The sequence below is a fragment of the Streptomyces sp. SA15 genome, assembly GCF_002291145.1.
Taxonomy (GTDB): Bacteria; Actinomycetota; Actinomycetes; order Streptomycetales; family Streptomycetaceae; genus Streptomyces.
This window is the reverse complement of record NZ_NTGE01000063.1, coordinates 1-21,020: the sequence shown is the minus strand read 5'-3', so window position 1 is coordinate 21,020 and position 21,020 is coordinate 1. Positions and strand designations below refer to the sequence as shown.

Genomic DNA, 21,020 nt, shown 5'->3' with positions numbered 1-21,020 from the left:
ACCCATGGATGTCCCTTGCCCAGGTTCAGTGTCATTGTCCCCGCGTACAAGGTTCAGGCGTATTTGCACGAATGCCTGGAATCGGTGCTCTCCCAGTCGTATCCGGATGTGGAACTGATCGCGGTCGACGACGGCTCGCCGGACGCCTGCGGCGCGATCATCGACGAGTTCGCGGCCCGCGATCCGCGCGTCCGGCCGGTGCATCTGCCGCAGAACCAGGGGCTGGGCCCCGCCCGCAACGCCGGGATGCGCGAGGCGAGCGGCGACTACCTGCTCTTCCTGGACGGCGACGACACCCTCACCCCGCACGCGCTGCGGGCGATCGCCGACCGGCTGCTGGAGACCGGCGAGCCGGACGTCCTGGTCCACGACTACGCGCGCACCTACTGGTCGGGCCGGACCGTCCGCAACCAGGCCGCCGTCCATCTCGCCGAGCGGGGCCCGGCGCCCTTCCGCCTGGAGGACCGCCCGGGCCTGCTGCACCAGCTCATGGTCGCGTGGAACAAGGCGTACCGCCGGGAGTTCGTCGAGCGCGCGGGCTTCACCTTCCCGCCGGGCTACTACGAGGACACCCCCTGGACCTACCCGGTCCTGATGACCGCCGAGTCGATCGCGACGCTCGACCGGGTGTGCGTGCACTACCGGCAGCGCCGGCAGGGCAGCATCCTCGGCACCACCAGCCGCCGCCACTTCGATGTCTTCGAGCAGTACGACCGTGTCTTCGCGTATGTCGAGCAGCACCCCGAACTCGACCGCTGGCGCCCGGTGTTGTTCCGCCGCATGGTCGACCACCTGGCGACCGTGTTCGTCCGGCGCGACCGGCTGCCGCGCGAGGTGCGGGCGGAGTTCCTGCGCACCGCCCGCGCCCACTGCCGCCGCCACCGCGTCCCGGGCGTCCCCCTGCACACGCGGCTGCGGCACACCCTGGTCCACCTGGGCCTGCACCGCACCTTCCGCGCCCTGCAGGTCGCGTCGGCCCTGCGCCGCCGTACCGTCAGGCTCACCGCCAAACTCCTGCGCGCGACCCGGTCCGCCGCCCTGCGGCTGCACTACCGGATCCAGCGGCGCCTCCCGCTGCGCGCCGACCGTGCCGTCTTCTCCGCGTACGGGGGCCGCGGCCACGGCTGCAACCCGGGCGCGCTGGAGGCCGCGTTCCGCACCCACGCGCCGCACATCCGCACGGCGTGGGTCGCCCACCCCGAGCACCACCACACGGTCCCGGCCGCCACCCGACGCCTCAGCCCCGGCACGGCCGCCTACTGGACGGCGCTCGCCCGCTCCAAGTACCTGATCGACAACATCGACTTCGACCCCGGTCTGGTCAAGCGCCCCGGCCAGATCCTCGTCCAGACCCGGCACGGCACCCCGCTCAAGCACATGGGCCTCGACCTCCAGGAACACCCGGCGGCCGCCGCCGACACGGACTTCGCCGAGCAGCTGCGGGGCGTCGACCAGTGGGACTACGTCGTGTCCGCCAACCGCCACTCCTCCCTCGTCTGGGAACGCGTCCACCCCGGCGGCTACACCACGCTCGAATACGGCCAGCCCCGCAACGACGTCTTCCAGAAGACGACGTCGACGGAGGTGACCCGCCTGCGCGAGTCCCTCGGCATCCCCGAGGGCACGATCGCGATCCTGTACGCCCCCACCTACCGCGACTACCGCCGCACCCAGCGCACGACCCTCGATCTGCAACGCGTCCTGGACCGCCTCGGCCCCGGCTTCGTCATCCTGGCCCGCGCCCACCACACCTGCGGCGGCCCCCTCGTCACCGGTTCCAGCCGGGTCATCGACGTCACCGACCACAGAAGCGTCGAGCAGCTGTGCCTCGCCTCGGACGCCCTGGTCACCGACTACTCCTCGATCATGTTCGACTACGCCAACCTGGACCGGCCGATCGTGATCCACGCCGACGACTGGGAGGCGTACGAGGCGGCCCGCGGCACCTACTTCGACCTGCGCTCCTGTGCGCCGGGCGCGGTGGCGCGCAGCGAGGACGAGCTGATCGACATCTTCGCCACCGGCCACTGGCGCGGCTCACGCTCCGCCCAGCTGCGCTCCGCGTTCCGCGCGCGGTTCTGCCCGTACGACGACGGACGCGCGGCCGAGCGGGTCGTACGGCATGTGGTGCTGGGGGAGACGGGCCGGCCCCCGGTCGTACCGCTCGCCGAGCGCCACCCCGTGCCGTCCGCGGCCGAGGCGCTCGCGAGCAGCCCGATCGCCATCGTGCCGCATCCGGCCGGCCCCCTGACCGTCACCGACCGCACCTGAACGCCGTTCCCACTGCGGGGAGTTCGTATGCCCTCCAGCCCTTCGCGGCCCACCCCGAGCCGGCCGTCCACCTGGCGTCCGTCCGGACGGCCCGGCCGCCCCGGCCACCCCGGCCGCCCTGGGCCCTGTCGTCACATTCCCGTCGTCCGCCCGAAGGGCGGGCCCCGCGGCGTCAGGTGCGTGCTCTCGGCGTGCCGGGCGCAGGCCCTCGTACTGGTTGTACGTGGGCCTGTGCCCGGTGCGGCGAGTGGGGGCACCTCCCACGCCCTTAAGGCAGTGGGGGAGCGTGCATGGCGTCGCGGGGCAGGCGGGAATGTGACGACAGGGCCCAGCGCCGCGTGAGGCGCCATGGCTCCCCGAGAACCTTGAGAACACCCACAGAAAGAGCAGAATGCCCCGCTTCAGCATCATCGTTCCGTCCCATGGGGTAGCGGGCCGGCTGGCCCAGGCGCTGGACTCGGTCCTCGCCCAGTCCTCCGGTGACTTCGAGCTGATCCCGGTCTGCGACGGGCCCGACTCCCCCGCCGCGGACGTCGCCGCCGGGCACGCGCGTCGGGACTCCCGGGTGGCCCCGGTGCACTCGCCGCCGTCGGCGGGCCTGGCCGGGGCGCGCAACACCGGGATGCGGGCGGCGACCGGCGCGTATCTGCTGTTTCTCGACGGCGACGACGTCCTCGTCCCGGGCGCGCTGGCCGCGCTGGACGCACGCCTGACGGAGACCGGCGACATCGACGTGCTGCACTTCGAGCACGAGCGCACGCCGTGGTGGGAGGGCGAGCCCAGCAACCCGGCGGCACCGGTGCTCGCGACGGCACCGCCCGGCGTCTTCTCCCCCGACCGGGCCCCGCAGCTGACCGGCGTGCAGCTCCCGGCGTGGAGCGCTGCCTACCGCCGTGCCTTCGTCACCGATCACCAACTCCACTTCCCCGGCGGTCATTTCACCGACATCGGCTTCGGTGGTCTGGCCGCGCTGAAGGCGGAGCGGGTCGCGGTGGAGTGCTCGGTCGTCGTACGGCATCTGGTGCGCCGGCAGGGCAACCGTCTCAACCTGCCGGGCGAGCACCACTTCGAACTGCTCGACCAGGCCGACCTGGTGCTCACCCGCGCCACCGAGCAGGGCCTGTCCGGCGAGCGGCTGCACGCCCTGTTCGAGCACCTCTTCGCCGCCGTCCTGAAGACCGCCGCCCACCCCCGACGGCTGCCCTCCCAGCGCCGCGCCTACTTCCGCCGGGCGAGCAGGCTGTACCGGCACCACCGCCCCGCCGGGTTCCGGGCGCCGGGCGGCAGCCTGGGCGTGCAGCACCGGCTGCTGGCGAGCGGCTCGTACGCGGCCTTCCGCGCCCTGCGCGGCGCCAACCAGCAAGCCTCCAGGACGCTCGAGCACCTCCCGCGCCCCCACATGCTGCGCACCCGCCTGCTCTACCAACATCACCTACGCCGCCCCCTCGATCCCCACCTCGCCGTGTACTGCGCCTATTGGGGCCGCGGATACGCCTGCAACCCAGCCGCGATCCACGCCAAGGCCCGCGAACTCGCCCCGCACATCCGCTCGGTGTTCCTGGTGGAGCCCGACCACGCGCACGCCATGCCGGACGGTATCGACTACGCCGTCATCGGCAGCCACCGCTACTGGGAGGTGCTGGCCCGCGCCAAGTACCTGATCAACAACGCCAACTTCGCGGAGGGCGTGGTCAAGCGCCCCGGCAGCGTGCACGTCCAGACGCAGCACGGCACCCCGCTGAAGACGATGGGCGTCGACCAGTCGACGTACCCGGTGGTGGCCGCCGCGACCGGCAGCTTCGCCAAGCTGCTGGGCCGGGTGGACCGCTGGGACTACAACCTCTCGTCCAACCGCCATTCCACTCAGATGTGGGAGCGCGCCTTCCCGGGCTCGTACGAGCACCTGGAGTACGGCTATCCGCGCAACGACGTCTACTACACGGCGACCGCGGACGACGTGGCCCGGATCCGCCGGGAGCTGGGCGTCCCCGAGGGCAAGACGGCCGTGCTCTACGCCCCCACCCACCGCGACCACCACACCGGATTCGAGACCGGCCTGGATCTGGAGGCCTTCTGCGAGGAGGCCGGTGAGGACGTGGTCGTGCTGCTGCGCGCCCACTACTTCTACGACCGGGCCGGGAAGAAGAGCAGCGGCCGGATCATCGACGTGACCGCCCACCGCTCTTCCGAGGACGTCTGCCTGGCCGCCGACGCCCTCGTCACCGACTACTCGTCGATCATGTTCGACTACGCCAACCTGGACCGGCCGATCGTCGTGTACGCCGACGACTGGGAGGTCTACCGGGAGACGCGCGGCGTCTACTTCGACCTCATGGTGGCCCCGCCGGGCCCGGTGGCCCGGACGCCTCAGGACCTGGCACGGGTCTTCCGCGACGGCTCGTACGCGGATTCCCGGTCGGCCGCGGGGCGGGCCCGCTTCCGTGAGCGCTTCTGCCAGTTCGACGACGGACGCGCCGCCGAACGCGTCGTACGCCGGGTGTTCCTGGGCGAGCCGCCGGAGGCGATCCCACCGGTGATCCCGCTCGCGGAGCGCGTCCCGGCCCCCGCCGCCACCCTCGTAAGGAGCTGACCCCGCAGTGCCCCGCTTCAGCGTGATCATCCCGTGCTTCAAGGTGCAGGGCTTCCTGCGCGAGTGCCTCGACTCGGTCCTGGAGCAGTCCTACCGGGACATCGAGGTCATCGCCGTGAACGACTGCTCGCCGGACGGCTGCGGCGCGATCCTCGACGAGTACGCGGCCCGCGACGCGCGCGTCCGTGTGCTGCACCTGCCGGAGAACGTCGGTCTCGGCCGCGCCCGCAACGCCGGGATGCCGCACGCCACCGGCGACTTCCTGTTCTTCCTCGACAGCGACGACACCCTCACGCCGGGGGCGCTGCGCGCGATGGCCGACCGGTTGGCGGAGACCTCCGATCCGGATGTGCTGATCTTCGACTACGCGCGCACGTACTGGTGGGGCGGGACGCGCCGGAACGTGCTCGCGCATGTGCTCGCGGAGGCCGGCGGTGGGTGTTTCACGGTGGCCGAACGCCCGGAGATCCTCGACCTGTTGATGGTGGTGTGGAACAAGGTCTACCGCCGCGACTTCGTCGAGCGCGAGGGCTTCGTCTTCCCGCCCGGCTACTACGAGGACACACCCTGGACCTTCCCGGTCCTGCTCAGCGCCGAGCGGATCGCCACCCTTGACCGGATCTGCCTGAACTACCGCCAGCGCCGCCAGGGCAACATCCTGTCCACCACCAGCCGCAAGCACTTCGACATCCACGACCAGTACGAGCGGGTCTTCGCCTACGTCGACTCCCGGCCGCGGCTGGCGAGTTGGCGGCCGTATCTGCACGCCAAGATGGGCGAGCACTGCCTGGACATCCTCTCCAAGCCGGACCGGCTGCCCCCGTCCGGCAAGGGCGAGTTCTTCCGCCGTACGGCCGAGATGTTCCGCGAGCACAAGCCGCCAGGCATCTCCATCGCCCCCGAACTGCGCGTGCTGGAAGGCAGCTACGCGATGTACGCCGTCAAGCGTCAGGCCGGGCGGGCCGGGCGGGAGGTCGGGCGGCGCGCACAGCAGGTGCGGCGGGCGGCGGCCGTACGGATGGCACGCGGCCGGTCCGCGCTGTCCGCACGCCGCTCCCTCGACCCGAACCTCGTCGTCTACTCGGCCTTCTCGCACCGGGGCGTCCTCGGCGACCCGGCCGCGATCTACCGCAAGGCGCGGGAGATCGCCCCGCACCTGCGCGGGGTGTGGGTGGTCCAGGACGAGCAGCAGGCCGCGCTGCTCCCGCCGGACGTCGAGCACGTCCTCCTCGACTCCCCGCGCTATCGCCGTATCACCGCCCGGGCCATGTACTTCGTCAACAACGTCAACTGGCCCGGCGCCCTGCCCAAGCGACCCGGCAGCGTCCACATCCACACCCATCAGGGCACCCCGCTGAAGTACATGGGCGCCGACCTGCTGGCCAAGCCGGGCGCCCGGCACGGCTTGGACGTGCCGCAGATGCTGCGCCGCGCCGACCGCTGGGACTACAGCCTGGTCGCCAACCGCCACTCCGAGCTGGTGTGGGAGCGGGCGTATCCGTGCCACTTCACCTCGCTGCGGACGGGCAGCCCGCGCAACGACGTGCTGGTCAACGCCCGGCCGGGGGACGCCGAGGCCGTGCGTGCCCGGCTGGGCATCCCCGCCGACCACACGGTCGTGCTGTACGCGCCGACACGCCGCGACTACCGCCGGGGCGGTCACGTCGACCGCGTCGACCTGGCCCGGTTCGCAGAGGACCTCGGCGCCGGCCACACCCTCGTGGTCCGCCTGCATCCGTCTCTCGCCACCGGCCCCGCGCGCGGGATGGGCCTCGCCGAGTTGCACCGGCGCGGCATCCTGGTCGACGCCACCGACGAACCGCACGTCGAGGACGTCCTGCTCGCCTCCGACGTCCTGGTCACCGACTACTCGGCCCTGATGTTCGACTACGCCCTCCTCGACCGGCCGATCGTCGTCCACGCCGACGACTGGGGCGCGTACGCGGCGAGCCGGGGCACCTACTTCGACATCACCGCCGAGGCACCGGGACATGTCTCGCGCTCCTACCGGGAGCTGGCATGGCTGTTCGCCTCCCGGACCTGGCGGGACGAGGAGTCGGCGCGGCTGCGGGCGGCCTTCAGGGACCGGTTCTGCGAGTACGACGACGGACGCGCCGCCGAGCGGGTCGTACGCCTCCTCACGCTGGGGGAGCCGGGCGACGCGCCGCTTCCCGCGGCCCGCAGGACCCCTGCCGTCCCCGCGGAGCCCAAGGCGCTGATCGAGCGATGACGACACCCGCCGCCCCCGAGACCGCTCCCTCCGTGCCCGGCCGGCGGGTCCCGTGGACGCGGCTACCGGCCACCCCGCGGCCTGTGCTGCGACGGCCTGTGCGGTGGTGGTGGTCCACGGCGCTGGTCGCTCTGCCCACGGCGGTGCTGTGCCTGCTGGGCTACCGGCGTCGCTGGATCTGCGACGACGGTCTCATCTACCTGCGCCCGGTGCGGCAGATCCTGGCCGGCAACGGACCTGTGTTCAACGTGGGGGAACGGGCGGAGAGTTCGACGGGAACGCTGTGGCAGTGGCTGCTCGCGCTCGTCACCTGGGTCACCGATGACGATCCCGCGTTCCTCGCGGTCGGCCTCGGGCTGCTGCTGAGCACCGCCGGGTTCGCGCTCGCCCTGCACGCCACGTGCCGCCTGCACCGGAACGCGAGGCCGCTGCTCCCGGCGGGCGTGGTCGTTCTGCTGGCCGTGCCGCCGTTCTGGTCGTACATGACCTCGGGCCTGGAGAGCGGCCTCGGCACGTTCTGGACGGGCTTGTCGTGGTGGCTGCTGACGCGCACCCGACGTGGCCTCAGTGCCCGCACGGCATACGCCGCGGCCTTCGTCCTCGGACTGGGTCCGCTGGTCCGCCCCGACCTGATGATCGTCACGGTCTGCTTCCTGGCCGCCCTCGGGTACGTGCTGCGGCCTTCCGTGCGGCGCGGCGCGGGGATGCTCGCCGTGGCGGGAGTGCTCCCCCTCGCGTACGAGATCTTCCGAGCGGGCTACTACGGGGTCCTTGTGCCGCTGCCCGGCATCGCCAAGGAGGCGGGCGCCAGCCATTGGCGCCGGGGTGCCGGCTATGTGCAGGAGACGCTCGGCCCGTACTGGCTGTGGCCCGTGATCCCCGTGCTCGTCGCCGTGCTCGTGCTGCTGCTGGTGCGCACGCGTCGGCAGCGGCGGGCCGGGGACTGCGCGCGGGTCTCGTTCGCCGTGCTGCTGGCCCCGATCGGCGCGGGGCTGCTGCTGGCCGGCTACGTGGTACGCGTCGGCGGTGACTACATGCACGCCCGCATGATCCTGCCCGCCCTCCTGCTGTTGCTCCTTCCGGTGCTGGTCGTACCCGCCGATCGGTCGACCGCGGTCGCGAGCGGGCTGCTGGCGGTGTGGTTGTGCGCGGCGGTCAGCCCTCTCAGGACACCGTTCGACGTGCGGTCCACGCCGACCACCTTCAACGTGCGCAGTTCCGACGTGGAGGGTGTCGGCGACCACAATCCGGTGCGCAGCGCCAGCTGGGTGGACAACTGGCCGGCCCTTCCCGAGGGGCGCGGCATGCTGGCACAGGCGGTGGCCGCGCCACGGCCCACGTTGCTGTACTTCGACACCAGGCGCCGTCTGCATGCCGCGCCGATGCGTGCGGACTCCCCGTACAACGTGGTGATCGTGGGACGTCATCTCGGTGTCACGGGGGCCGCGGCGCCGCTGGACACCTACGTCAACGACGCCTGGGGGCTGGCCAGCCCCATCGGTGCGCATCTGGCGCTGGAGCGCTACAGCTGGCCCGGTCACGAGAAGTTCCTGCGCAACCACTGGGTCTTCGCGGAATGGGCGGTGCGGCACCCCTCCCCTGCCGACCTGCTTCGCGCGGGGACCACACCGGAGCAGGTCGCGGCGGCCCGTGCCGCCCTGGACTGTGGCCGGCTCGCCGAACTGCGGGAGTCGGTACGGGCGCCCCTCACCGCCGAGCGCTTCTGGCGGAACCTGACGGGTGCCTTCGAGCGCACCCAGTTCCGGTTTCCCCGCCGGCCCCCGGCCGCGGAACGCGAGCTCTGCGGGGAGTGACGGCCCGGGCAGGCAGGCCCCTAGAAGCTCCTGGGAGCAGACGGGGGGCCTCCACGTTGGCGCAAGTGCCTCACTCGATGAAGTGACACCCGCTCATGCCATGCCCGGCGGCCGGACGGGCGGGCGGAAACATTCGGCCCATGCCCCAGACTCCCTCTCCCGACCGTCCAGTGAGCGCCGGAGTCCTCGGCCGGCGGACCGTGCGCGGCGCGACGGCACTGCGCGGCCGTACCTGGCGCCCCACTCCGTACCAGGTCTTCGGCGCTCTGTTCTGGCTGGTGATGACGCTGGCGTTCTGGCGGATCCCGCTGTGCTGCGACGCCGGGCAGCACGCGGCGGTCGTCGAGCGGCTCAAGGCGAGCCTGCTGCACCCCGCCCACTCGATGGCGGACCTGCCGGGCGCGGGCAGCCCGTACTACGGTCCGTACGCCGTCGCCCAGGGCGCCCTCGCGCGGCTGACGGGGCTGTCGGGGTGGGAGGTTCTCAGGCTCGCCGGGCCGGTGCACCTGATCGTCCTGCTGACGGGGGTCGGCCGTTTCGTACGGACCCTCACACCCCGCCCGTGGGCGCCCGTGCTCGCGGTGCTCTTCATGACGCTGTTGTGGGGCACCGAGCGGGTCCTGTGGAGCGGCTATCTCGGGCTGATGTCGATGACGACGAACCTCAGCTATCCGTCGGCGTTCGCCATCGGGCTGTCGTTCTGGGCGTGGGCGCTGACGAGCTCACGCGCGTCGGAGAACGAGGCGGCCGTCCGGCCCATCGGTCCGCGCGGGCTCGGCGGCTGGTGGGGGTACGTGGGGATCGGTGTCCTGTACGGCCTGGTCCTGCTCGTGCATCCGGTCACGGCCGTCTCGGCGGCGACCGGGGCGATGGCGATCGTGGCGGCGCGGCAGCGCGCGTGGCGGGGTCGTGTCGTGGCCCGGTGGGCCGTCGCGGGAGCCGCCGCCGTGGCGTTCGCCGCGTCCTGGCCGTACTACGACGTCCTGTCGCTGACCGGTGACACCGGCATGGACCGGATGCATCGACGGCTGTACGAGGGGATGGCCAAAAACTCCTGGCTGGCGCTGCTCGGGGCGCCCGCGCTGTGGTGGCGCGCCCGGCGATCGGCGCGCGACCCGTTGGTGCTGATGTTCGTGTTGCAGAGCCTGGTGGTGGCGTACGGGTGGGTGAGCGGGCACTACACGTTCGCCAGGGCTCTGTGGTCGGTGCTGGTGGCACTGCAGTTCGCACTGGCGGTGGAGCTGGCGGCGCCGCGGCCCTGGGGGTGGCGGCGGAAGGTGCTGGGCTGGGCGGCGGTCGTCGGTGCGTGCGTCGGGTTCTGCACGGTGCAGGCCGGGGCGGTCGTGCCGCGCTCGCTGGATCCGGTGGGTTTCGAGCAGCCGCCGCGCTGGCCGACGTACGGGTGGGCGGCGCGGCACATCGGGCCCGGCGAAGTGGTGATCACCGACGGGTTCACCGCCAGTCGCCTCATCGCCGGGTACGGGCCGAACCTCGCCGCGCCCATCTGGCCCGACCCCGCCCTGGACGAGCGGGAGCGCAGACGCCGGCTCACCGACGTCCGCGCCTACCTCAACCCGGGCTCGACCCGCGCCGAGCGCACCGCCGTCGCCCGCCGCTACCACGTGCGGTGGCTGCTGCTGACACGGGACCACCCGGTGCCCGAGGAGGCGGTGGTGGTGGCGTGGAGCCGGCGGACGGGGGAGGTGCTGGCGCGGGTGGGACCTCCGGTTACTCGATGACGAGGTCGACCTCGATGTTGCCGCGGGTGGCGTTGGAGTAGGGGCAGACCTGGTGGGCCTGCTCGACCAGCTTGCGGCCGGTCGCCTGGTCCACGGTGTCGGGCAGCTCGACGCGGAGGGTGACCTTGAGGCCGAAGCCCTCGCCCTGCTTGCCTATGCCGACCTCGGCGGTGACGGCGGCGTCGCTGACGTCGATCTTGGCCTGGCGGCCGACGAGACCGAGGGCGCTGCCGAAGCAGGCGGCGTAACCGGCGGCGAACAGCTGCTCCGGGTTGGTGCCCTGCCCGTTGCCACCCATCTCCACCGGTATGCCGAGCGCGAGGTCGATCTTGCCGTCGGAGGAGACGGCGCGGCCTTCGCGGCCGTGGGTGGCGGTGGCGACGGCGGTGTAGAGCGCGTCCATGGAAGACCATCCCTCTCGAGTCATGTTGCGGCGGCCCGGTCGGGCCGCCTCACCCCAGAAGTAGAGCACACAATTCAATTGCACACAATTAAATGACGGACAAGAGCTATCCTGGGGGCATGACCACGCCCACAGCGGACTGGCTCCGCCTCGACCAGCAGATCTGCTTCTCCCTGAACGCGGCCTCGCGCGCCTTCGGCGGCGTCTACCGGGTGGTCCTCAAGGACCTCGGGCTGACGTACCCGCAGTACCTGGTGATGCTGGTGCTGTGGGAGCACGGCGACCTGCCCGTGAAGAAGCTGGGTGAACACCTGCGCCTGGACTCCGGCACGCTGTCGCCGCTGCTGAAGCGGCTGGAGGCGGCCGGGCTGGTACGCCGGGAGCGCAGCGCCCGCGACGAACGCTCCGTGGACGTACGGCTGACCGAGGAGGGTGTGGCGCTGCGCGAACGCGCGCTCCAGGTGCCGCGCCGCATCGCCGCCGCGACCGGTTTCGACCTCGACGAGATCCGCGACCTGCGCGCTCGCCTCGACCGGCTCACCACCGCACTGGACGCGTCCTGCCTGTCTGGGACGTCGGGGGACTCGCGAGCGGGCGACTCGTAGGCGGGGGACTCGCGGGCGGGCGACTCGTAGGCGGGGAACTCGTAGGCGGGCGACTCGTAGGCGGGCGGCGGACGTAGAGGCGGAGGGTCACGCGGCCGTGGACGTACTCCTCACGGGGGATGAACCGCCCCGCGAGGACCGCGAGTTTGGCGCGCTCGGTCGGGTCGTCCGGCGGTCGGCGCGAGCGCAGGAGGTCCGACTGGGCGACGACCCAGACGCGGTCCGCCGAGACGAGGCTGTGCCGCAGCTCCCGGGGGGTGGTTTCGCGGCCGCTCAGCGTTCCCGACCGGGGCCCGGAATCCCGTAGCGCGACGTCCCTGGCCCCCCGGAACCCGTTGGGGTAAGCCAACGCCGTAAGGCGCCAGGCCGACGGCAGGAACAGCACCGGCTCGCCGGGACGGATCCGGTGAGCGGCGAGAGCGGAGACGGCGGCGAGGTTCTCGGGCCGGTGGGCCGGAGACCGGTCGTGGCGGTGGAGCGGGAGGCAGTGGAGGAAGGCGAGGGCGATGGCCAGGACTCCGGTGAGGACGACGGGACGGCCGCACGACAGCCGGTGACCACCGAGCCGCAGGTGACCCACGGCCCCGGCCACCCGGTCGGCGCCCGCCGCCACCAGCAACGGCGCCCCCGCCAGCGCGTACAGCACATACCGGTCGTGGTAGAGGGGCTGGAACTGCGACACGGCCATCAGGATCCCCGGCGGCACCACCAGCAGGGGAAGGGCGACCACCGCCACTCGCCCCGCCCCTGGGGCCTGGGTCGGAGGTGGCGCCTGCCGGGCGGACGACGCCACTTCCGACCCAGGCCCCAGACCCACCGCCGCCAGCAGGACGGACGCCCAGAACACCACCCCCGTCGGGCCGACCGCGGCACTCCGCGCCAGCCCCTCGACCCGCTCCCACCCCGGCGCCACCAGCCACGCCACCTGCCCCGCCTGCCGCTGGGACGCCCAGACCAGCGGCAGCAGGACCACGCCCGCCGCCCCCGCCGCACGTCCCCAGCCGAACCACACCCGGCTCGGCACCCGCGCCAGCGCCAGCGTCGTCGCGTGCGCGCAGAGCACCAGTACGGCCAGCTCGTGCAGCAGGCAGGTCACGGCGACGACACCCGCGTACGGCCACCAGGGCCGCCCCGGCCGGTCCGACCGCTCGTCCACCGCACGCACCAGCAGCAGCGTCGCACCCGCCGCACCCGCCGCGACGAGCGCGTACGACCGGCCCTCCTGCGCGTAGTGGCCGGTCATCGGCGTGACCGCGTAGAGCAGACCCGCCCACAGCCCGACCCGCGGCCGGGCCAGCCGTACGCCGAGGGCCGCGACCAGGCCGGCTGTCGCGGCGGCCGCGCACACGGACGGCAGGCGCAGGACGACCTCGCCGGGGTGGACGGCGAGGACGGCGTGCATGAACAGGTAGTACAGGCCGTGCACGGCGTCCATCTCGTGCAGCAGCTGCCAGATCTGCGGCACCGTCCGCCGCCCGACCGCGAACGTGACGCTTTCGTCGCCCCATATGCCGCCGCGATCGAGCCCCCACAGCCCGATCGCGAACATCACGGTCGTGGGCACCGCCACGGCGACCACGTCCGCGCCGACTCGGCCGACCCTGCTCGGCTCCCCGCTCATCACGATCGGGATTTTGTGTGGCTGGTAAGCCATCAGCAACGATTGGCGGCATATCAGCCATTACATGCCATTCATCCGGCTTAAGCTCCACTGTGATGAACGCCGTGCCGAACCCCCCAGTCGCCATCGTCGCCGTCGTCGTCATCGGCCACAACGACGCCTCCCACGTGACGGACGCCGTCCGCTCGGCACTCGCGCAGGGCCCCGCCGTCGCTGAGGTCGTCGCCGTCGACGACGGCTCGACGGACGGCAGCGCGGATCTGCTCGCCGCACTGGCCGCGACGGAACGGCGCGTACGGGTCATCCGGCGCCCGGCCAACAGCGGCGGCTGCGGCACCCCCCGCAACACCGGGCTCGACGCGGTGACCGCGCCGTACGTGATGTTCTTGGACAGCGACGACATCCTGCCGCCCGGCGCGGTCGACGCGCTGCTCACGGCGGCGAAGGAGGCGCGCGCGGAGGTGGCGAGCGGCCTGTGCGTGCGCCGCGAACTGCCCGAAGGGCGTGAGGCGCCCTGGCAGGCGCCCCTTTTCGCGGCGCACGCCGTGATCGAGCACCCCGCACGGCGCCCACGCCTGGTCCACGACACCCTCTGCGTCAACAAGCTCTACCGCACCGACTTCCTGAGCACGCACGGCATCCGCTTCCCCGAGGGCCGCTTCCCCTACGAGGACTTCGTCTTCACCGCGCGCGTGCTGGCCGCCGGCCCACGCCTCGCCCTCGTCCCGGACACGGTGTACGTCTGGCACGTGCGCCGGTCCGCCGTGCGACTGTCGATCTCCCTGGACCGCGCCGGCGTCGAGAACTGGCAGGCGCGCACGCACGCGTGCCGACTGGCGTACGAGATCCTCCTCGCCGCCGGAGAGAAGGCGCTCGCACGGGCGGCACGCGCGAAGTTCCTCGACCATGAGCTGCGCATGTACGTGCACGAACTGGGACTGCACGACGCGCACTACCGGCGTGCGTGGTGGGCACACACGCGGGCGCACCTCGCGGAGTACGACGCGGCCGACTGGGCCCGCGACCCCACCGCGCCCGGCAGCATCGTCGCCCGCGTGATCCTCGCCTCCCCCGAGCCGCGTGACCTGCCCCGCCTCCGGGAACTCGCGGCCCGCCCCGCACGCCTCCTCCCTCCCTACGCGCACGCCCCCGACGGCACCCCCGTCTGGTCGGCCGACCTCCCCCAGATCACCCTGGAACGCCTCCTCACCCGCCCCGTCCGCCTCCTCCCCCTCGCCGTCGACGCGGAACTGCGCCCACGCGCGCGTGCCAGCCGCCTGCACCTGCGGCTGCGCCTGCACGACCTGTACGGGCGGCTGGCCGAGGCGGATCCCGAGACGGTTGCGGTGGAGTGGCGGAGGCGCAAGGACGACCGCACGGGTCACAGCCGTACGACCGCACTCGCCCCCGCCCCCACCCCCGACGGCGGCTGGTCGGCCGAGACGACGGTCGACGCCACCGCGCTCGGCGCGGGCACCTGGGACCTGCGCCTGCGCATCGGCTTCCGCGACGGCGCGCATCGCGAGGTCACGGCGCACGCGCTCACGGGCGCCGGTCTGCTGCGCCGTCGGGCCGTGCTGAGCGCCCGTCACGGCGTGGTGCTGGTGCAGCCGTACGCCACGCACTCCGGCGCACTGGCACTGCGCGTCGCCACCGGTTCACGCGGAGTTGTCGCGGTTGCCCGCGGCAGACTCCGTCGCCTGCTTCACTGATGACCGGAACCTCACTTTTGACCGACCTTTTGACCGACGTCTTGACCGACGAGGGGACCGCTGCACATGACCTGGCTGATCACCGGAGGCGCCGGCTACATCGGGGCGCATGTCGTACGGGCGATGACCGAGACGGGCGAGCGGGCGGTGGTGTACGACGACCTGTCCACCGGCATCACCGAGCGCGTGCCCGACGGGGTCCCGCTGGTCGTCGGCTCGACCCTGGACGGCGAGCGCGTCGCCCGCGCCATCGCGGCCCACCGCATCACCGGTGTCGTCCACCTCGCGGCGAAGAAGCAGGTCGGCGAGTCGGTCGACCTCCCCCTGCACTACTACCGGGAGAACGTCGAGGGCCTGCGCACCCTCCTGGAAGCGGTGACAGCGGCGAACGTACCGTCCTTCGTCTTCTCCTCCTCGGCGGCGGTGTACGGCATGCCGGACGTGGATCTGGTGACGGAGGAGACGCCGTGCGTGCCGATGTCGCCGTACGGCGAGACGAAGCTGGCGGGCGAGTGGCTGGTGAGGGCGACGGGCCGCGCCACGGGTCTCTCCACGGCATCACTCCGCTACTTCAACGTGGCGGGCGCGGCCACCCCGGGGCTCGCCGACGTCGGCGTCTTCAACCTCATCCCCATGGTCTTCGAGAAACTCACGGAGAACGCGCCCCCGCGCATCTTCGGCGACGACTACCCGACCCCCGACGGCACGTGCATCCGCGACTACATCCATGTGGTCGACCTGGCGGAGGCCCACGTGGCCACGGCCCGCGCCCTCCGGGCCTCCCCCGGCCGCGACCTCACCCTCAACATCGGCCGCGGGGAAGGCGTCTCGGTCCGCGAAATGATCGACCACATCAACGCCCTCACCGGCTACGACCGACCCCCCACGGTCACCCCACGCCGCCCCGGCGACCCACCCCGCGTAGTCGCCTCCGCCGACCGCGCCGCCACGGAACTGGGCTGGACGGCCAAACACGACGTCCAGGACATGATCACGTCGGCATGGGAGGGGTGGGTTCGGCTGCATCCGGAGGCGGCGCGGGACTGATCGGCCTCGCCGGCCTTCACTGATCTCGAGCCGCCGCCGACGCCCGCCCGGCGGCGCCTCGAATTCATCCGAGCCAGGTCACACGCTGTCGCGCAACTTCCCCGGTCAATGGGGGCATCAGGATGATCGGCCGTCATGATGCACCGGCTGTGCGCTCATCCCTCGTTCCCCTCTCTTCCGCCGGTCCGGCCCAGCAGGCCCGTACTCATCACCCGCCAAGTAGCCGTGCCCGAGCACGACCGGACGGTCATCGACCGGGTCCGGACGGGCCGGGTGCCCCGAGTTCGAACCAGACGCCCTTCCCGCCCTCGCCTCTGCGCCCAGTCCGCCACCCGCCGGGCTCGGCTCCCCAGCGGCCCTCCGTAAGCGAGTCGACGATCCACAGCCCACGCCCGCCTTCAGGGTCGTACCCCTCCCTCATGACGGGCAGCGTCACGTCCTCGTCGTAGACCGTTGCGTGTACGCCGGCCGGGTTGGCGATCAGCCGGAGCCCGGCGCCGGTCCCAGCCACCGCATGGAGGCAGGAATTGGTGATCAGCTCCGAGACGCAGAGGGTTGCGTCACCCACGAGGTCACCGAGTTGCTGTGCCCGCAGCACAGAGGTGACGAAGTCGCGGGCGATGCGGGGTGAGGTGGCGTGGGATGGGATGCGGAGACTGTATTCGGGCATGGGGGATCAGCTCCAAGTTGCCAAGGATGCGGGTGAGTTGAGGCAGGCGAGTGCCCTACACAACGGAGGGTGCCGCCTGCATCACTGAAAGTAGGCTGCAACCTATATGCACCGCAACCTATATGCCGAGAATGCCAACCGGCCGAGTGACCCGTGCCATGCTTGCCCGGCACACTCGTACGCTGGAAGGACCAGGGGGACGTCAGAGATGCCGCTCAGGAGCAACCCCACCTATCGGCAGGAGCGTTTGGGGGCCGAGCTGCGCAAGATGCGCGAACGCGCAGGCGTCACCGCGCGAGCCGCAGCCGCGCTGCTCAGCTCAAGCCCCATGTATCAAAGCCATGTCGAGAACGGCCGCAGCGGCATCAGCGAGGACCGCATCCGGCGCCTGGCCAGGCACTGCGCCTGTGACGACTCCGCGTACGTCGACGCACTGGTGGGCATGGCCCTGGAGCGGGGCAAAGGCTGGTGGGAGGAGTACCGCGGCATCGTGGTCCCTGTCGGCCTCAACCTGGCGGAGCTGGAGCACCACGCCGTGCGTATCCAGACCTTTCAAATGGTGCACGTTCCCGGCTTGTTGCAGACCGAGGATCACATGCGAGCTGCGTTCCGTTACGCATCGCCGGAGCTGACGCCCCAGGACCTGGAGGCGTATGTGACGTTCCGTCTGCGCCGCCAGCACATCATCATCACGGACTCACCGGCGACACCGTACGAAGCGATCATCCACGAGGCGGCCCTGCGCATTCTCGTCGGCGGCCGCAAGACAGCCCACGCACAGTTGCAGCGCATCCTCGAACGCTCGGAGCTGGACCATGTGACCCTGCGCGTCCTGCCGTTCGCCGCCGAGGACTTCGCCGGCGCCGGGCACTCGATGGACTACCTGCACGGCCCCGCTCCCCAGTTGGACACCGTGCAGACCGAGACCGGTCACGGCAGCGTCTTCATCGATGCCGAGCCGCTGCTCAAGCAATACCGCAAGCGGTACGACAGGGTGGCAGGCTCAGCCTTGAGCCCTGCCGCATCCCGGGACCTCATCGTCCACATGCTCCAGGAACTCTGAAAGGTGCCACCATGACCAAACCTCTCACTTGGCAGAAGTCGTCCTTCTCGGGCGGCGGCACAGGCGACAGTTGCGTCGAACTCGCCCACCCCACCACCTCCCCCACCTCCATACACCTCCGCGAAAGCGACACCCCCACCACCGTCCTCACCACCAACCGCACCGCCGTGCACGCCCTCCTGGCCACGCTCAAGAACGGCAACGCCCTGCCCGGATGAGCGCCCCCTCCCGAACGAACCGCGCCCTCGGCACTGTCATCGGCTCCGCCGTGGGCGACGCACTGGGCGCGCCCTTCGAGTTCGGGCCCGAAGGCGCCTTCTCGGCCCGCTTCCCGAAGCCGGGGCACGGCGGCGAAATGTGCGGGGGCGGCGGCTGGGAGCCCGGCGAGGCGACCGACGACACGCAGATGGCCGTACTCGTCGGGGAGTCGTTGCTGGAGTACGGCGGGCTCGAACTCCCGGACGTCTTCCGGCGGTTCCAGCGGTGGGCGGCGGCCGAGCCGAAGGACATCGGCCTGCAGACGGAAGCCGTGCTGAGCAGCGGGGACCCCTGGGACACGGCCGCCGCGCTGCACTTCCAGGTGAGCCAACGAGCGGCGGGCAACGGCGCGTTGATGCGCGCCGCCACCTCGGCCGTCCACTTCGCCCGCCACGGCCGCGAGGCCACCATGGACGCCGCCCGCCGTATCGCCGCGCTCACGCACGGGGACCGGGCGGCTTGGGAAGGCACGGCCGTCTTCCACGAGCTGGTGCGGGTCGCCCTGGACAGCGATGATCCGCTCGACGCCGTCCAGGACGCCCTTGACTCCGTACATCCCGACCACCGTGAGCGCTACGCCGCCGTCCTCGCCCCCGACTGGCACCCCGACCAGGCAACCGAATTCAACGGCGCCGTATGGCCCTGCCTCGGCTCCGCCGTCTGGGCGCTGCGCACCACGTCCTCGTACGAGGACGCCGTACGCGCCGCCATCGACCTCGGCGGCGATACGGACACCGTCGCCGCCGTGACCGGCGGGCTGGCCGGGGCGGTGTACGGCATCTCCGCCGTGCCGGAGCGGTGGACGGCTGCGCTGCACGTGCCGTTGCCGGGGTTCGGCGAACGCGTGCTGCGGGTCGAGGAGTTCGCAGAGATCGCCCGGCGGTTGAGCGGCTAGCTTGATCTTTGCCGCCCCGGCCCCCGGGCGGCCACCCTTCGTGGGGTGGGCCGGTAGGCCGCCTGCCTCGCCGGAGCGCGCTTGTGCCGCTCAGGGAACGTGGCCGGAATTGGCTAGGCCGGCGGGCGAATGTTCTGGTTCAGACGGAAGAAGTTGTCCGGGTCGTACTTGCGCTTGAGGCGGGCCAGGCGGTTGTAGATCTCGGGCTGGTACGCGGCACGCGCACGGTCGTCGCCCTCCGCGCCGAGGTTGTTGACGTAGACGCCGGACGTCGCGTGTGGTCGCATCGCGGACCAGAAGTCACGGGTCCAGCCGATGTGTTCGTCCGCCCGGTCGGGCTCCAGCCAGCCGGCCAGGGCCGCGAAGTCGAAGAGGACGTCGCGGTGGCCGAAGGCGGTGTTCTCCGGGGGACGGGTGTAGGCGCCGCCGAGATGCCAGACATACGAGGTCGTCTCGGCGGACGGGGTCCGCGCCACGTGGTCGACCAGGACGTCGATCGCTTCGTCGGTCAGCTCACGCAGGTAGCTGGATTTCCAGTAATTGTGGCGGCCGTGGGGGAAGCGCGCGTCGAACATGGTCTGGACGGCGGTGTACGGCGTCGGCTGGATGACGTCCGCGAGGGGTGGTCCGAAGGCGCGCAGCGGTGAGACCGCCGCTTCGGCGTCCTCGACGCTGCCGCAGTGGCAGACGCCCAGGGCCGCCACGCGGGTGCCGTGGACCTCGGGTGGCAGGAACGGCGCTGTCGGCGCGGCCGGGAAGGACACAACGAGGGAGAGCTGCTCCGGTGCCGTCTCGGTGATCTCGCGGAAGAACTCCAGGACGTCGCGAGCGCGGGAGAGCGGGTGGAAGACGGCCCCGGCGAGCACCATGGGGCCCACCTCGTGGAGCCGGTACTCGAACGAGGTCACCACGCCGAAGTTCCCGCCGCCGCCCCTCAGTCCCCAGAACAGGTCCGGGTTGTCGTCGCGGCTCGCCCGCACGGTCTCGCCGTCCGCAGTGACGACATCGGCCGACAGAAGATTGTCGCAGGTGGTGCCGTACGACCGGCCGAGCCAGCCGATTCCGCCGCCGAGCGTGAGGCCGGCGATACCGGTCGTGGAGACGATGCCCCCAGTGGTGGCCAGGGAGAACAGCTGTGTCTCGCGGTCGAATTCACCCCAGGTGGTGCCGCCCTGTGCGCGGGCGGTCCGCTGCTCCGGGTCGACGCGTACGCCCCGCATGAGGGAAAGGTCGACGACGAGGCCGTCGTCGCACACCGCGTTGCCCGCGACGTTGTGTCCGCCGCCGCGTACGGCGGTCAGCAGGCCCTCGCGGCGGGCGAAGGAGACGGCGGCCACGACATCCGCGGTACCTGTGCAGCGGGCGATGGCAGCCGGGCGCCGGTCCACGGCCCCGTTCCACACCCGCCGGGCCTCGTCGTAACCGCCGTCCCCCGGGCCGAGTACGGGGCCGCGCACACTGTCCGCCAACTCGCGCAGCTCTCGCCGCTGGGTACGGGTGGTAGGCATCGTGCGCCTCCTCGCACCCCTCTTTCAGGCAACATCGCGCAGCAACTCCACGCAAGCCGAGATCGGCGGGTCCGAGGGCTTCACAACCCCACCTGGTTCCAGGTCAGGGAACTGGCGTCACGTCGATGACGACGGCCCCGTTTCCGCCGGTGTTTCCAGCCATGCCATTGTCCCCGGCACTACCGGCAGATCCGTTGGCCGCGGAAGCACCGCCGCTGGTCGCGCCGGCGCCACCAGCACCGCCGGCGCCACCCATGCCACCACCGCCACCGCCTCCACCGGCGCCGAAGGTGAACCCGTCGGCGGTGATGCCGGCGCCACCGGTCCCGCCGCTGCCGCCGTTGCCGCCGGCGCCACCAGCACCGCCGGCGCCACCCGTGCCGCTCTGTTGACTTGCGCCACTGCCTCCGGCCGTACCGGAGTTGCCTGTGGCGCCCGCGTTACCGTTATTGCCGTCCAGCGCGGCGGTGGGGATACCCAGACACCGTGATACTCGGCCGCCGGTACCGCCGGATCCGGTGATGGTGCCGCCGCCCCCACCGCCACCGCCGAGCCCGCCGGGCCCGCCGATCGCGCCGGCCGCGCCGCCGCCAC

Annotated in this window: 16 protein-coding genes; 11 read left to right on the top strand and 5 right to left on the bottom strand. The window is 72.0% G+C overall.

All coding sequences use genetic code 11. The features are described from left to right. Positions 1-15: 15 nt before the first annotated feature. From CLM62_RS11190 to CLM62_RS11170, 5 genes are all read left to right on the top strand, one after another. Positions 16-2,271, top strand: a complete 2,256-nt coding sequence (locus CLM62_RS11190) for a bifunctional glycosyltransferase family 2 protein/CDP-glycerol:glycerophosphate glycerophosphotransferase (RefSeq protein WP_095749684.1) — start codon at positions 16-18, stop codon at positions 2,269-2,271. A 391-nt stretch (positions 2,272-2,662) separates the two neighbouring features. Continuing rightward, positions 2,663-4,861, top strand: a complete 2,199-nt coding sequence (locus tag CLM62_RS11185) for a CDP-glycerol glycerophosphotransferase family protein (RefSeq protein ID WP_095749683.1) — start codon at positions 2,663-2,665, stop codon at positions 4,859-4,861. Positions 4,862-4,868: 7 nt separating this feature from the next. After that, positions 4,869-7,091 (top strand): bifunctional glycosyltransferase family 2 protein/CDP-glycerol:glycerophosphate glycerophosphotransferase, encoded by a 2,223-nt coding sequence (locus CLM62_RS11180; RefSeq protein ID WP_095749682.1) that lies wholly within the window; start codon positions 4,869-4,871, stop codon positions 7,089-7,091. After that, positions 7,088-8,905 (top strand): hypothetical protein, encoded by a 1,818-nt coding sequence (locus CLM62_RS11175; protein ID WP_095749681.1) that lies wholly within the window; start codon positions 7,088-7,090, stop codon positions 8,903-8,905. Before CLM62_RS11180 ends, CLM62_RS11175 begins: the two co-directional genes overlap by 4 nt. 170 nt (positions 8,906-9,075) lie before the next feature. Next, complete coding sequence (locus tag CLM62_RS11170; protein ID WP_095749680.1) at positions 9,076-10,644, top strand: hypothetical protein; 1,569 nt, start codon at positions 9,076-9,078, stop codon at positions 10,642-10,644. Here CLM62_RS11170 and CLM62_RS11165 read toward each other — a convergent pair. Beyond that, entirely contained in the window at positions 10,634-11,047 is a 414-nt protein-coding gene (locus CLM62_RS11165) for an organic hydroperoxide resistance protein (RefSeq protein ID WP_095749679.1), read from the bottom strand. The two genes, CLM62_RS11170 and CLM62_RS11165, sit on opposite strands and share 11 nt — an antisense overlap. Before the next feature lie 119 nt (positions 11,048-11,166). Here CLM62_RS11165 and CLM62_RS11160 point away from each other — a divergent pair, with 119 nt between their 5' ends. Continuing rightward, complete coding sequence (locus CLM62_RS11160) at positions 11,167-11,652, top strand: MarR family winged helix-turn-helix transcriptional regulator (RefSeq protein WP_095749678.1); 486 nt, start codon at positions 11,167-11,169, stop codon at positions 11,650-11,652. On the opposite strand, the gene CLM62_RS11155 is transcribed toward CLM62_RS11160, so the two are convergent. Continuing rightward, positions 11,585-13,273 (bottom strand): glycosyltransferase family 39 protein, encoded by a 1,689-nt coding sequence (locus CLM62_RS11155; RefSeq protein ID WP_257003800.1) that lies wholly within the window; start codon positions 13,271-13,273, stop codon positions 11,585-11,587. The genes CLM62_RS11160 and CLM62_RS11155 overlap by 68 nt on opposite strands. 95 nt (positions 13,274-13,368) lie before the next feature. On the opposite strand from CLM62_RS11155, the gene CLM62_RS11150 reads away from it, so the two are divergent. Then, the gene (locus CLM62_RS11150) at positions 13,369-14,985 is read left to right on the top strand and encodes a glycosyltransferase family 2 protein (RefSeq protein WP_095749677.1); all 1,617 of its coding nucleotides are present in this window, start codon (positions 13,369-13,371) and stop codon (positions 14,983-14,985) included. Between the two features lie 66 nt (positions 14,986-15,051). Beyond that, positions 15,052-16,032, top strand: coding sequence for a UDP-glucose 4-epimerase GalE (gene galE, locus CLM62_RS11145; protein ID WP_095749676.1), 981 nt, complete (start codon positions 15,052-15,054; stop codon positions 16,030-16,032). Positions 16,033-16,279: 247 nt separating this feature from the next. On the opposite strand, the gene CLM62_RS11140 is transcribed toward galE, so the two are convergent. Further along, positions 16,280-16,702: an ATP-binding protein gene (locus tag CLM62_RS11140; protein WP_095749675.1), complete on the bottom strand. Its 423-nt coding sequence runs from the start codon at positions 16,700-16,702 to the stop codon at positions 16,280-16,282. 208 nt (positions 16,703-16,910) lie between these two features. Here CLM62_RS11140 and CLM62_RS11135 point away from each other — a divergent pair, with 208 nt between their 5' ends. The 3 genes from CLM62_RS11135 to CLM62_RS11125 are packed head-to-tail and all read left to right on the top strand — an operon-like array spanning position 16,911 to position 18,918. Further along, positions 16,911-17,765, top strand: a complete 855-nt coding sequence (locus CLM62_RS11135) for a helix-turn-helix transcriptional regulator (protein ID WP_095749674.1) — start codon at positions 16,911-16,913, stop codon at positions 17,763-17,765. Between the two features lie 11 nt (positions 17,766-17,776). Continuing rightward, entirely contained in the window at positions 17,777-17,983 is a 207-nt protein-coding gene (locus CLM62_RS11130; RefSeq protein WP_095749673.1) for a DUF397 domain-containing protein, read from the top strand. Then, positions 17,980-18,918, top strand: coding sequence for an ADP-ribosylglycohydrolase family protein (locus CLM62_RS11125; protein WP_095749672.1), 939 nt, complete (start codon positions 17,980-17,982; stop codon positions 18,916-18,918). Before CLM62_RS11130 ends, CLM62_RS11125 begins: the two co-directional genes overlap by 4 nt. Positions 18,919-19,031: 113 nt before the next feature. On the opposite strand, the gene CLM62_RS11120 is transcribed toward CLM62_RS11125, so the two are convergent. After that, positions 19,032-20,426, bottom strand: coding sequence for an FAD-binding oxidoreductase (locus tag CLM62_RS11120; RefSeq protein ID WP_095749671.1), 1,395 nt, complete (start codon positions 20,424-20,426; stop codon positions 19,032-19,034). Positions 20,427-20,529: 103 nt separating this feature from the next. After that, positions 20,530-21,020: hypothetical protein (locus CLM62_RS49945; protein ID WP_179382044.1), on the bottom strand; the 491-nt coding region annotated here is incomplete at its 5' end.

Excerpts from the sequence above, each read along its gene's own strand:
- CLM62_RS11185 (WP_095749683.1), top strand. The coding sequence starts at position 2,663 with ATGCCCCGCTTCAGCATCATCGTTCCGTCCCATGGGGTAGCGGGCCGG.
- CLM62_RS11175 (WP_095749681.1), top strand. The coding sequence starts at position 7,088 with ATGACGACACCCGCCGCCCCCGAGACCGCTCCCTCCGTGCCCGGCCGG.
- CLM62_RS11165 (WP_095749679.1), bottom strand. The coding sequence starts at position 11,047 with ATGGACGCGCTCTACACCGCCGTCGCCACCGCCACCCACGGCCGCGAA.
- CLM62_RS11160 (WP_095749678.1), top strand. The coding sequence starts at position 11,167 with ATGACCACGCCCACAGCGGACTGGCTCCGCCTCGACCAGCAGATCTGC.
- CLM62_RS11155 (WP_257003800.1), bottom strand. The coding sequence starts at position 13,273 with ATGAGCGGGGAGCCGAGCAGGGTCGGCCGAGTCGGCGCGGACGTGGTC.
- CLM62_RS11150 (WP_095749677.1), top strand. The coding sequence starts at position 13,369 with ATGAACGCCGTGCCGAACCCCCCAGTCGCCATCGTCGCCGTCGTCGTC.
- galE (WP_095749676.1), top strand. The coding sequence starts at position 15,052 with ATGACCTGGCTGATCACCGGAGGCGCCGGCTACATCGGGGCGCATGTC.
- CLM62_RS11140 (WP_095749675.1), bottom strand. The coding sequence starts at position 16,702 with ATGCCCGAATACAGTCTCCGCATCCCATCCCACGCCACCTCACCCCGC.
- CLM62_RS11135 (WP_095749674.1), top strand. The coding sequence starts at position 16,911 with ATGCCGCTCAGGAGCAACCCCACCTATCGGCAGGAGCGTTTGGGGGCC.
- CLM62_RS11130 (WP_095749673.1), top strand. The coding sequence starts at position 17,777 with ATGACCAAACCTCTCACTTGGCAGAAGTCGTCCTTCTCGGGCGGCGGC.
- CLM62_RS11125 (WP_095749672.1), top strand. The coding sequence starts at position 17,980 with ATGAGCGCCCCCTCCCGAACGAACCGCGCCCTCGGCACTGTCATCGGC.
- CLM62_RS11120 (WP_095749671.1), bottom strand. The coding sequence starts at position 20,426 with ATGCCTACCACCCGTACCCAGCGGCGAGAGCTGCGCGAGTTGGCGGAC.